This window comes from Blautia fusiformis, assembly GCF_020686995.1.
Classification (GTDB): domain Bacteria; phylum Bacillota; class Clostridia; order Lachnospirales; family Lachnospiraceae; genus Blautia_A; species Blautia_A fusiformis.
The window spans coordinates 126,993-138,759 of the sequence record NZ_JAJEPT010000006.1 but is presented as its reverse complement, the minus strand read 5'-3'; the positions used below and the strand labels follow the sequence as shown (position 1 = coordinate 138,759).

Below are 11,767 nucleotides of genomic sequence, written 5' to 3'. Positions count from 1 at the left end.
TGACAATACATCGAGAGAAGGTTTATCATGACACTGAATCAACTACGCTATTTCTGCACAGCCAGCCGCTGCCACAGCATCACAAAGGCAGCCGAAGAATTATATGTGACCCAGCCCACCATTTCCATGGCTATCCGCGATCTGGAGATTGAATTCGGGATCAGTCTTTTTTCCAGAAAAGGAAATCAGCTGAGTCTGACCCAGGAGGGAGAGTCCTTCTACAAAAAAGCTACCTATATCCTTCAATATTGTAATGAGCTTCAGGCCGATTACTCCAGCATGTCCAGGATAAAGCCCCCTCTTCGCATCGGGATCCCTCCCATGTTGAGTACCGTATTTTTTCCGGAGCTGCTTACGGCGTTTCACGAAAAGCACCCGGAAATTGCCGTAGTACTGGAAGAATACGGATCTGTCCGTGCCTGCAATCTGGTACAGGATGACACCCTGGATGTAGCTTTGGTCAATATGGAACAGTATAATATAGATAAATTTCACAACACCGTCCTGGCCAACGACCAAGTGGTTTTCTGTGTGAGCAACGACCACAGGCTGGCAGAAAAAAAATCAGTCACAACAAAAGATATGGCGAAAGAGCAGCTGATCTTTTTCAATGCTGACTCCGTCCAGAATCAGATCCTGAAAATGCGTTTTGAGATGGATGGCCACACACCCAATATCGTTATGCGGAGCAGCCAGATCTACACCACCCTACAATTTGTAAAAACCGGAAAATATGGCTGCTTTCTCTACTCCAGCATGACCGATAACTTTTCCACCTCCAATGTTACCGGTATCCCGCTCAATCCACCTGTCCGCATAAAAATCGGCATGGTATGGAAAAAAAGCAAATATATCAGCGGCGATATGCTGACATTTCTGCATTTCACCCGCATGTATTACAAAGAACATCCGCTGATAGAAAAGTAAATCCCAAAACTTCCAATTATATGTCGATTAATTTTTCTAATAAATGCAATTTTTTTTAAAAAACCATTGAAATCCATCAATTCATGTGATACTCTGTGTTACAGTGTTTTTCTACACAAAACGAATGACCGCCACCACCGCACACAAAAGGTCCTGGCATCATTCAAAAATAAAAAAACTCAGGAGAGTCTCTTCAAATCAAAAGGGAAGAGCGCCGAAGGTGTACGCAGCACACAAAATGCTGTAAATCTCTCAGGCAAAAGGATGGAGGAAAGAGTAATGTTTACACAAATCAACAACTTTATCACATGGTTTGACGGAGTCGTTTGGGGACTTCCGCTGATCATTCTGATCCTGTTCACAGGAATTCTGTTAACCACTCGGTTAGGTCTTTTACAGGTAAGGCACCTCGGAAAGGCACTGAAATTCATGGTAAAAAATGAAGAAGGCGGCGATGGTGAGGTCACAAGCTTCGGAGCTCTGTGTACTGCACTTTCAGCAACCATCGGAACCGGAAATATCGTAGGTGTCGCAACTGCTATCGCAGCCGGCGGACCAGGAGCACTTTTCTGGATGATCGTAGCCGCATTCTTCGGAATGGCAACCAAATACGCAGAAGGACTTCTGGCGATCAAGTACCGTACCATTGACAAAGAAGGCCACGTTCTCGGCGGACCTTTCTACTACATCGAAAACGGTATGGGAAAACAGTGGAGATGGCTTGCCAAGATCTTCGCATTTTTCGGAGCAGGTGTGGGACTTTTCGGTATCGGAACCTTTACACAGGTAAACGGTATCTCATCTGCAGTTACCAATTTCTTTGACCCGGATAAAGCACACACAGTAGCACTTTTCGGAAATACATATTCCTGGGCAACTGTAGTTGCATGTCTGATACTTACCGTATGTGTAGGACTTGTCGTTCTCGGCGGAATCCAGAGAATCGCAAAGGTATCCCAGGTCGTTGTACCGTTTATGGCAGTTCTCTATGTTGCACTGGCACTGATCATCGTGATCACAAACATCACTGCAGTACCTACAGCGATCGTAACTATCGTAAAATCTGCTTTCACAGGAAGTGCACTTGCAGGTGGCGCAATGGGAACCATGGTCGTAGCTATGCAGAAGGGTATCGCCCGCGGTATCTTCTCCAATGAGTCCGGTCTTGGTAGTGCCCCGATCGCAGCCGCTGCAGCTCAGACAAAGGAGCCGGTACGTCAGGGTCTTGTATCCATGACAGGTACATTCATTGATACTATCGTTATCTGTACCATGACAGGTCTTTCCATCGTCATCACAGAGACATGGAACACAGGTCTTGAGGGTGTTGCCATCACAACAGCTGCTTTCCAGAAAGGTCTTCCTTTCCCGCCGTTTGTAGCATCCTTCTCACTGATGCTGTGCCTGGTATTCTTTGCATTCACAACAATCCTTGGATGGGATTACTACGGTGAAAGATGTCTGGAATACCTGTTCAACAGAAACAAAGCCGCAGTTACAACATACCGCTGGCTGTACATCATCTGCGTATTCATCGGACCATATATGACTGTAGCAGCTGTATGGAACATCGCAGATATCTTCAATGCCCTGATGGCATTCCCGAACCTGATCGCTCTTCTTGCCCTGAGCGGTGTGGTTGTAAAGGAAACTAAGGATTTCTTCAAAAGACATAAAAATTACGAATTCTGATCCCAAATATCGTAATCAAATGTAAACACGCGCAAACCCATGATGATCCCCTAATATCATATAAAAAAAGACGCGAACCTTTTTATCCTCCGATAAAAGGCCGCGTCTTTTTTATTTAAAAGCTTTCTATGCCAGCGTCAGGATCTCCATCTGCTGTGTCAGATCCGCTGCATCCAGAATCTCTCCATTTCGGATATCTTTCTTATCAAGCCGGACACACATTTCCTCTCCATCTGTCATATGGAAAAAATTATCCTCCAGAGTAACATCCGCATCAGTAAATCCAATAGCTGTAAACGGACTGAAGCAGCTGCTTTTTAAATGGATCACAAATGCATCACCTTGCTCCTCCACCTCGGCAGTGATCTCCGGTTTATCCAACTCCAGATATTTATACGGAACAAGGGTCTCCACATCACAGAGCACATCTCCGCCAGCAAGTGTCACTTCCGCCTCAAGAAAGATCTCATACTTCTTGTCTTCCCATCCGGAAACATCCACCGCCAGGATCGGAGCGGACTCCTGCACACCCACAGTGCCCGTTCCGGTAAGCTTCTCAAGAATCTCGCATTCCATATTTTTCACATAAAAGGCAACCTGATATGACTGTGCGTCCATACTTTCATTTTCCAGATACACCTGCATGATATCCCCATCCATGCACATACTCACCGCCTGTAGCCCATAGAATTTTTTGCCATATAATGAAGTGCCTTCCAACGGCCAAAGTAGTCGATACTTGCCCAGGATGCCACCGGCCAGTTGTCATTGATCTGCCAGTAAAGGGTACCCATACAGCGGCCTCTGTGACGTCTCCAGTGGTCTACTCCATACTTCATGGCCATTCCCTGAAGGATCTGGCTCACATAGAGAAGCTTGCGGAAATTCTCCGGATAACGGAAATTCTCGGAAAGATAATACAGGATCTTTCCGTTAGCTGCAGGATTTTTCTGGTGGTTCTCCATCACCCTGGAAAAAATATTCCTGTCTTTCTCTTCCGTAAAGCTCTCCACAGTTTTCAGGCACGGAAAAGACTGGAAGCCAAACTCCGAGCAAAAACGAAAATAATGCTTCTGATAATCTGTAAAAGGCTTCTGACCATGCCATACATCCCAGTAGTGACAGTCTCCTCTGTTCTCATCGTCCGGATCATCAAAGCAGCCTCCGGAGCTTGGGGAAGACTGCCAGAAAAAGGTCTCGCTGTCTGCCGCCCTCACTGCTTTCGGAATCACATACTCAAACATTTTTATGTAGTCCGCACGGAGATATTTCGACTCACTCTGTACCTCCGGCCAGTGATCCCAGGCAGACTCCATCTCATTGTTTCCGCACCACAGGCCAAGGGATGCATGATGACGGAGACGTTTTACATTTTCCGTGATCTCCTTCGTGATATTATCTTCAAATTCTTCTGTAAGATCATAAACATTACATGCGAACATCAGATCCTGCCATACGATCAGTCCCATCTCATCACAAAGATCATAGAAATGATCCGAAGGATAATAACCGCCGCCCCACACACGGACACAGTTAAAATTGGCACGTTTGCAGGATTCCAGAAGATACTTCTGGACCTCCGGTGTGATCCTGGAATAGATGCAGTCCTCCGGAATATAATTTCCCCCCATGGCAAAAATTTTCACGCCATTGACACAGAACGCGAACTCTTTTCCCCAGAGATCTTTTTCCTGGCTGATGGTAAGGGTACGGAGACCGATGCGCTTCGTTATGGTTTCCAGAACTGTGCCATACTCGTCCAGAAGTTCCACCTGAACTTTATATAACGGCTGATCGCCGTAGCCGTTTGGCCACCAGAGCTTCGGGTTGTGGATCGAAGATGTCAGCACTGCTGGATTATTATTCGCTGATACAGTCTCCCCCACTTTGCATACATGGGCTTCCGTTTTTCGGTCGTTAGCACCTGTTCTATGTCCACAGACGCTCTCTGCATCCTCCTGGATCGTCACCCTCACCTGACACTTATCCACAGCATCTCCGCTTACAGCCACAGTTGTACACACATCCACAGCATTATCCCCATGCACCTGTGTGATCTTCACATCCTCAATTCTCGGATGACTGTATGCTTCCAGATAAATATCCCGAAAAATCCCGGCATCAATGGTCTGGGGGCCCCAGTCCCATCCAAACATACAATGAGCCTTCCGGATCAGCTGGTTTCCTTTCATTCCACCGCAGGGAACATAGTGGATCTCTTTATTATCTTCATACTCATAAGCTTCGATATACTTGAATACCGACCGGAATACGATCCGGATCTGATTCTCCCCGGAATGAAGAAATTCTTTCACATCCAGCTTCCAGGTACGATGCATGTTATCTGCAGATCCGGCTTTTTGCCCATTGATATAAATATCTGCAAGAGTATCCAGCCCCTCACAGACCAGAATTATTTTTTCTTCTTTTAGGATATCCTCTGCAGCCACAAATGTTCTGCTGAATTCATAATCCTTCCGGAACAGTTCCCTTGTCACATCCTCATTTGTCCGGTAAAAAGGATCTTCGATCTTCCCGGCACCATAGAGCCCGGAAAGCACAGATCCCGGAACCTGTACCTCACATAATCTGTCATTTCCTGCTTCTGCCAGCTCCCACTGGCCATTTAACATTATTTTCCTCATAAAATATATCTTCTCCTGTAAAAATCCCCTTCGCACGATCTTATATACAGGGCTGTTGTATCAGCCGTACTGTATTTTATTTATAGCCTTCCCCCATAATTCCGGTAATTCTCAATATAATCCAGGATCTCCTCCGGGTCTTTCATGAACCGGCACATACCCACAACATCTCTGGACATAAATTTTTCCCCTGCTGTGTATTCCAGGAGTGCCTGCATGCTGTCGTAATATCCCTGAATATTATAAAGAACGATCGGCCTGTCGATCCGTCCCAGACTCTTCAATGTCAGAATCTCAAAAAACTCCTCATAAGTACCAATTCCCCCAGGTACCACGATGGTCGCATCCGAGCGGCTTTCCAGCAGGTGCTTCCTCTCACGCATATTTTCAGTAAAAATGAACTCTGTACAATGCTCATACAACACTCCCGGCTGGTCAAAAAATCTCGGTGCGATACCCAGGATATAGCCTTTTTCTCTGTCAACACCCCGGGCTGCCGCCCCCATCAGCCCCTCTTTTCCACCTCCGAAAACAAGGCCGTGTCCTCGCTTTCCCATCAGCTGTCCCAGCTCTTCCGTTTTCTCATAATAGATCTTTTTCAGCTCTGCGCTGGACGCTCCATAGATACAAATATTCATGCTTCCGTCTCCTTCCCTGCTGCCTCCACAAATGCCCGTAGAAGCTTCAGCTGCTCCGAAGAATCATACATCATCTCCGGATGCCACTGCACAGCTACTGCAAATGGATGATTATTTATCTCTGAATATAACTTTTGCCGGCCTCTGCACATGATACTGGCAAAGACCGGCTTTCCGTCATTTCCGATACATCTGGAATGCATCCGAAAATGCCTGTTATTTTATTATAATCTGACATACACATGGGGTCAAGCAATTGCCGCTGCCTGAAGCTCACGTTTTATTATACGAGAACTTTTTCTACTGCGTCTTTCCATCCGCTGTATTTCTGGTTTCTTTCCTGCGGATTCATGGAGGGGATGAACTGATTGCGGTTCTTCACCTCGAAAATGCTCTCCATCTATAATTTAGGGACTGATCAGTCATACAAGCCATTCTGCTCAAAATCTCTGAACAGGCTAGCTTCTCCATCATCAGCAAATGCATCTGCATCCCCCTGATCGGAGTCATCCTGTCCTCCCTGGATATCTGGGATATCTGCATCCTGGGAATCCTGGGACGTGCTATCCTCAGAGCTGTCCTTGCTATCCTTGCTGGAACTGTCATCTTTACCAAGTTTTACAGTGAGTGTCTTCTCCTTATATTCATTACCATCCAGAACTGCAACCGTCACATCGATCTTTTCCTTCGGCTCATAATACTGAAGCAGCTCAACCAGCTGATCGATACTGGTGATCGTTTTACCATCAAACTCTGTAATGACCATATTCTTGGTAATACCTGCATCATCGGCAGGGCCGCCCTCGGTTACCTTCGAAACAAATACACCCTGCGGGATACCATAAATCTGTACTGCCTCCGTACTTACTGTACTGCCTGTGATACCAAGGATACCATGATTATCCACTTTATCTCTTGCCTTGGCATTCATCATGTTCTCAAGAGAATCCGCAACATCAGAAATTGCAATGGCATAACCCATACCTTCAACCTCAGTAGAAGCAAGCTTGGAAGAGTTAATACCAACAACCTCACCATCCATATTCAGAAGCGCACCGCCACTGTTACCGGGATTGATAGCCGCATCTGTCTGGATCAGGTTCACGCCTTTGTTGATACTGCTGCTGTTATCTGTAGAATCACCCTCGATCTGTCCTGATGCATCTGTCTTACGGTTCTTAGCACTGACAATACCAGTAGTAACGGACTGGCCATAGCCAAGTGCATTACCGATGGCAACAACCTGCTCACCGATCTTCAGATCATCAGAGCTTCCGATCTTTGCAACAGAAATTGCATCCATTGTATCATCCGAAACATCCTTCGTTGCAACAGAAACAACTGCAAGATCCTCGCTTTCATCAAAGCCCTTTACCGTAGCCTCATAAGCATTACCATCTGCAAAGGCAACTGACAAGGTATCGGCACCATCCACAACATGATAGTTTGTGGCGATCAGCAGCTCAGAATCTGTTTTTCCGATGATAATACCGGAACCGCTTCCTTCAACTTCCTGCTCCTGGCTCGGCGCATACTGGGAACCAAACATGCTGTAATAATCCTGAACCTCCTGAACGGACTTGGTTGTGATGGCAACTACAGAAGGCATTGCCTTCTCAGCAACATCTGATACATCCAGACTGCCCTTTGTATCGGAGGATTTTGTATCCTCTGTATCTTCGCTGTCTTTATTTGATTTTTTATCAGACTTCATAAGAGTCAGATTCTCGGAGCTGTCGGTTGCCGCCTGTACGGACTGTGCACCGGAGAAATAATTTATACCTTCATATGCACCAACTCCAATGCCGCCGGCAAGTACTGCACACAGGCTGATGGTTGCACCCTTTTTCATCATTTTCTTTATTTTTAATTTTCTGTTATTGTTCATGGTTAAGTCCTCCCTGGGAAAAAATTCTTCTCTGTTTCCTTTTGATGCTTCAAAGTATATGGGTTAATTGTGTTTACTTTGTGGGAAAAATGTGTTTTATTTGTTAAAACTTTTCACTGTCATCACAACTACAAACCACGCAACCTCAAGAAGAACGATCATTCCACCTGGTTTCAGTCCGGCATAATAGGAAAGAAACAGTCCGGCAATGGTGGTACATACCGCCACGATAATGGCACAGATCAGTGTACCCTTATAGCTTTTTGCCATCTGCATCCCACACGCCACCGGAACTACCAGCATGGAGGAAACGATCAGGGTTCCTACTGTACGGGACGCAATGGAAACTGTCAGAGCCGTCAGAATAGTAAAAAGAAAATTAATATTCCGCACGGAAACACCGGAGATCCTTGCCGCATTTTCATCAAAGCCGATATAAAACAGTTCCCTGTAAAAAAACAGCACTGCTGCCAGTACCAGCACACTGATCACAACTACCAGCGCCAGCTCTCCTTCACTGATGGACACAATACTTCCGAACAAAAAGCTGTTCAGACTGGCACCGTTTTCCACAAAGCCGGACAGCACACCGGCCAGTCCGATCCCGGCAGACATGACGATGGAGATCGCCACCTCCGAATAACGCGGAATTTTTTTGCGGATAGCCTCAATTCCAAGAGCAGCTACGATGCACATCACTACTGCACCGGCTACCGGATTCACTCCAAGTATCAGTCCCAGCACAACACCAGCCAGTGAAGAATGGGAAAGCGCATCTCCGATCATGGACATCCGTTTCAGAACAATGGTGATCCCGATGCAGGGCGTGATCACAGCCAGAAGGATTCCCACCAGAAAAGCCCTCTGCATAAATCCATACTGTAAAATACTCATACTTCGTCGATCCTCCCCTCTTCCGCTTTAAAGAACCGGTTTGCTCCTTTAAACTCACCTGAATTTCCATGAGTAACCATAAGGATCGTCAACCCCTGTTCCTCATTCCGCTTCCTCAGAACTTCTGCAAGTGTTTTCACAGAAACCATATCCATTCCTGTGGTAGGCTCATCCAGGATCAGGATCTTCGGTTTTCCTGCCAGTGCACGTGCCAGCATGACCCTCTGCTGCTGTCCTCCGGAAAGATCTCCGATCCTTCTTTTCCAGAACTCTTCCATTTCCATCTCCGCAAGTGCGGCTTTCAAACGCGGGATCTCTTTTTTTGCCCGGAAACGTGCCTTCCAGGAAGAGGAATACACACCTGTCATCATGATTTCTTCCACAGTCGCCGGAAAATTCTGGTTTCTGCTGATACTGTTCTGTGGAACATATCCCAGATCTCCTTTTCCGAATGTGGCAGAAATATCTTTTCCATTTACGGTGATACTTCCCTCCTGCGCCTTCAGTTCGCCCAGAAGAAGCTTCAGAAATGTACTTTTTCCACTTCCGTTTTCACCGGTAAGGATGGCATAATCGCCATCCTTCACCTCCAGACTCACCTGATCCAGCACAGGTGTCCCTGTATAGTGAAACGAAAGATTTTCTATCAAAATTCCCATAATTTCTCCTTTTTTGTTACAGCTGCTGTCCTGCACCTTCAGTTCAATGCCTTCCTGAGCGCCTCCAGATTCTTCCTCATCACAGAAAAATAATCCTCTCCGGCCTCGATATCCTCCTCACTTAATCCCTCGATCGGATTCAACACAGCAGTCACCGCATCCACTTCCTTCGCCACTGTCTTCGCCACCTTGGGACTTGCCAGCTCCTCAAAAAATATGGTATGGATGTCGTATTTTTTCGCATACTCGATCACTTCCTGCATCTTGGCAGGATCAGGCTCTGAATCCGGTGTCAGCCCTTCGATAGCCAGCTGCTTCAGATCATAGGCATTGCACAGATATCCAAAAGCCTCATGCGCCACTATGATATCCCGGCTCTTCGTACCTTTCAGACCATCTCTGAACTCCTGATCCAGCTCATCGAATTCACCGGCATATTTCTCATAATTTGCTTCATAATAATCACCGTTCCCAGGATCAGCCTTCACAAAAGCATCTCTGATATTTTTCATTTCCTGCTTTGCACGCATAGGATCAAGCCAGACATGCGGATCTTTTCCTTCATCACCATGAGCATGATCATGTCCTCCATCCAGAAGCTCCACACCATCCGATGCCTCAGACACAACCAGATCCTGATTCTCCAGAGTATCCAGTACATCCTCCGCCCAGTGCTCCAGATCCGCACCATTATAGACAAACACATCTGCATCCTCAAGATTCCGGATATCCGTTGCCGCCGGCTCCCAGTCATGAGGCTCCGTTCCCGCCGGAACCATATCCTTCACCTGAATCCTGTCACCCCCTACCTTCCGGGCAAAATCATACATTGGATAAAAGCTGGCCATCACCTTCAGTCGGCCATCCTCCACAAATGGCTGTCCCACCGTTCCGGCCCTGTGCAAACCATATCCGGTCACACCGCCCACAACAAGAAGCGTCACTGCCAGAACTGCTACCGCTGTCATCTTCCCTCTGTTAACATTCATTTTTTAAGCCTCCTGCAGCTGTCACAATATCCATAAAAGATCGTCCGGCTCTGATCAATCTCAAATCCGTGTTCATCCAGCACATGTCCCACAAAATGATCGATACATCCACACTGCAGAGGAATCGTATGCCCACATTCCAGACACACAAGCTTACCGTAATTCTTCCGCTCCTCATCACGTATAAAACGATACTGGGCAGGCGCTCCCTCCACAGACGGAACCTTCAGCACCGCTCCCTCCTTCTGCAGCCGCTCCAGTCCTCTGTATACCGTTGTCCTTCCGATCCGGATCTCTTTTCCACGAAGGAGCTCCATAAACTGATCTATGGTATAAAATGTATCTCCATATTCCTGCAGGCATTCCAGAATTATTTTCTGCTGCCTGGTGCTGTATTTCATTTTTTCTTCCATTATATTTCCTACTCTCTTCTATCAACTGCACCTTACATGGCAGATTTGAATTTGAAAACCGTTTTCATATTACATTCAAATAAGAATTTCGTCAAGATATTTTTGAAGGGAAATAATTTTTGGTATGTTCTTATAAAAGCACTTTATCTCTACCTTCTTTTATGATAAAATATAACCAAGACTTAACCAATAGAAAGAAGGTAGACCTCTATGAAATCACAGCGACTGGACATGATCGAAGAATATGTGCTGGAGCATAAGAACGCTTCTCTCGATACATTATGTGAGAAATTCAACGTATCCAAAAACACCATCAGAAGAGATGTCGATATCCTTCTGAAACGTGGCAGTATCATGAAAGTATATGGCGGTGTCGCAGCACTCGAAACTCCACAGACTCTTCCCCTTCTGTCTTACGAAGAGCGTGGCGGACGTTTTCCTGACGAAAAGAAAGAAATCTGCCGCCGTGCCGCAGAGCTTGTGGCAGAAGACGATACCATCTATATCGATACAGGTACAACCTGCCTGAACCTGGTTGATTTTATTGCAGATAAGCACTGTACGATCCTGACCAACAGCCTGCTTATCTTCAACAAGGCAGCATCCTATCCGAACCTGGATATCATTTCCGTTCCCGGAAAGCTGAACCGCAAGACCCTGTCCTTCACAGGACCGGATATCAAGGATTATCTGCAGACCTACAACATTTCCATGGCTTTTATGGCCTGCACAGGTGTAACCATGAAGAGCGGACTTACCAATGCCAGCGCCGAGGAATACATCACCAAAAAAGCCATTGCAGAGAATGCCAACAGCATGATCCTTCTTGCAGACCATTCCAAATTCGGCCGGATCTCGCTTATGACCTATTCTTCCATGGAAAAGCTGGACGCCATCGTAACCGACCAGCCACTTCCTGAAGAATACGACAGCTTCTGCCAGGAGCACGGCATCCGTGTTATGACAATCGATTAAATGGGATATTGACCCTAAAAAACGGTGCATCTGCCGGAAATCCAGCA

At 46.3% G+C, this 11,767-nt stretch carries 12 protein-coding genes and 1 riboswitch; of the genes, 3 read left to right on the top strand and 9 right to left on the bottom strand.

What is annotated here, in order from left to right:
* The first annotated feature begins 27 nt into the window (after nt 1-27).
* Nucleotides 28-927 carry a LysR family transcriptional regulator gene (locus LKD46_RS07455; protein ID WP_022427019.1) on the top strand — a complete coding sequence of 300 codons (900 nt, stop codon included), beginning with the start codon at nt 28-30 and terminating at the stop codon, nt 925-927.
* 170 nt (nt 928-1,097) lie between these two features.
* A riboswitch (glycine riboswitch) is annotated at nt 1,098-1,205 on the top strand.
* Nucleotide 1,206: 1 nt separating this feature from the next.
* On the top strand, nt 1,207-2,619 hold the full coding sequence (locus LKD46_RS07450; RefSeq protein ID WP_173722238.1) for an alanine/glycine:cation symporter family protein: 1,413 nt from the start codon (nt 1,207-1,209) through the stop codon (nt 2,617-2,619).
* Nucleotides 2,620-2,745: 126 nt separating this feature from the next.
* On the opposite strand, the gene LKD46_RS07445 is transcribed toward LKD46_RS07450, so the two are convergent.
* The 9 genes from LKD46_RS07445 to LKD46_RS07405 form a co-directional block, all read right to left on the bottom strand.
* Nucleotides 2,746-3,285, bottom strand: coding sequence for a glycoside hydrolase family 2 protein (locus LKD46_RS07445; protein ID WP_227573965.1), 540 nt, complete (start codon nt 3,283-3,285; stop codon nt 2,746-2,748).
* Between the two features lie 2 nt (nt 3,286-3,287).
* Nucleotides 3,288-5,264: a glycoside hydrolase family 2 protein gene (locus LKD46_RS07440; protein WP_227573964.1), complete on the bottom strand. Its 1,977-nt coding sequence runs from the start codon at nt 5,262-5,264 to the stop codon at nt 3,288-3,290.
* Between the two features lie 80 nt (nt 5,265-5,344).
* A complete protein-coding gene (locus LKD46_RS07435; protein ID WP_015526428.1) occupies nt 5,345-5,902 on the bottom strand; it encodes an LOG family protein in 558 nt (185 codons plus the stop codon).
* Complete coding sequence (locus LKD46_RS07430; protein ID WP_207663255.1) at nt 5,899-6,105, bottom strand: hypothetical protein; 207 nt, start codon at nt 6,103-6,105, stop codon at nt 5,899-5,901. Before LKD46_RS07430 ends, LKD46_RS07435 begins: the two co-directional genes overlap by 4 nt.
* 215 nt (nt 6,106-6,320) lie before the next feature.
* The gene (locus LKD46_RS07425; protein ID WP_161209591.1) at nt 6,321-7,790 is read right to left on the bottom strand and encodes a S1C family serine protease; all 1,470 of its coding nucleotides are present in this window, start codon (nt 7,788-7,790) and stop codon (nt 6,321-6,323) included.
* Between the two features lie 96 nt (nt 7,791-7,886).
* A complete protein-coding gene (locus LKD46_RS07420; RefSeq protein ID WP_015526431.1) occupies nt 7,887-8,684 on the bottom strand; it encodes a metal ABC transporter permease in 798 nt (265 codons plus the stop codon).
* The gene (locus LKD46_RS07415; RefSeq protein ID WP_227573963.1) at nt 8,681-9,343 is read right to left on the bottom strand and encodes a metal ABC transporter ATP-binding protein; all 663 of its coding nucleotides are present in this window, start codon (nt 9,341-9,343) and stop codon (nt 8,681-8,683) included. The genes LKD46_RS07420 and LKD46_RS07415 overlap by 4 nt, the downstream gene beginning before the upstream one ends.
* Before the next feature lie 38 nt (nt 9,344-9,381).
* Nucleotides 9,382-10,311: a metal ABC transporter substrate-binding protein gene (locus tag LKD46_RS07410; protein WP_408611437.1), complete on the bottom strand. Its 930-nt coding sequence runs from the start codon at nt 10,309-10,311 to the stop codon at nt 9,382-9,384.
* Nucleotides 10,312-10,328: 17 nt separating this feature from the next.
* Nucleotides 10,329-10,745 (bottom strand): Fur family transcriptional regulator, encoded by a 417-nt coding sequence (locus LKD46_RS07405; RefSeq protein ID WP_059086580.1) that lies wholly within the window; start codon nt 10,743-10,745, stop codon nt 10,329-10,331.
* A 210-nt stretch (nt 10,746-10,955) separates the two neighbouring features.
* Between LKD46_RS07405 and LKD46_RS07400 the strand changes: the two genes are divergently transcribed.
* Complete coding sequence (locus tag LKD46_RS07400) at nt 10,956-11,720, top strand: DeoR/GlpR family DNA-binding transcription regulator (RefSeq protein ID WP_227573962.1); 765 nt, start codon at nt 10,956-10,958, stop codon at nt 11,718-11,720.
* Nucleotides 11,721-11,767 lie beyond the last annotated feature (47 nt).

Coding starts and splice junctions, on each gene's coding strand:
- LKD46_RS07410 (WP_408611437.1), bottom strand. CDS start 10,311: ATGACAGCGGTAGCAGTTCTGGCAGTGACGCTTCTTGTTGTGGGCGGT.
- LKD46_RS07425 (WP_161209591.1), bottom strand. CDS start 7,790: ATGAACAATAACAGAAAATTAAAAATAAAGAAAATGATGAAAAAGGGT.
- LKD46_RS07405 (WP_059086580.1), bottom strand. CDS start 10,745: ATGGAAGAAAAAATGAAATACAGCACCAGGCAGCAGAAAATAATTCTG.
- LKD46_RS07450 (WP_173722238.1), top strand. CDS start 1,207: ATGTTTACACAAATCAACAACTTTATCACATGGTTTGACGGAGTCGTT.
- LKD46_RS07435 (WP_015526428.1), bottom strand. CDS start 5,902: ATGAATATTTGTATCTATGGAGCGTCCAGCGCAGAGCTGAAAAAGATC.
- LKD46_RS07430 (WP_207663255.1), bottom strand. CDS start 6,105: ATGCATTCCAGATGTATCGGAAATGACGGAAAGCCGGTCTTTGCCAGT.
- LKD46_RS07415 (WP_227573963.1), bottom strand. CDS start 9,343: ATGGGAATTTTGATAGAAAATCTTTCGTTTCACTATACAGGGACACCT.
- LKD46_RS07400 (WP_227573962.1), top strand. CDS start 10,956: ATGAAATCACAGCGACTGGACATGATCGAAGAATATGTGCTGGAGCAT.
- LKD46_RS07440 (WP_227573964.1), bottom strand. CDS start 5,264: ATGAGGAAAATAATGTTAAATGGCCAGTGGGAGCTGGCAGAAGCAGGA.
- LKD46_RS07455 (WP_022427019.1), top strand. CDS start 28: ATGACACTGAATCAACTACGCTATTTCTGCACAGCCAGCCGCTGCCAC.
- LKD46_RS07420 (WP_015526431.1), bottom strand. CDS start 8,684: ATGAGTATTTTACAGTATGGATTTATGCAGAGGGCTTTTCTGGTGGGA.
- LKD46_RS07445 (WP_227573965.1), bottom strand. CDS start 3,285: ATGTGCATGGATGGGGATATCATGCAGGTGTATCTGGAAAATGAAAGT.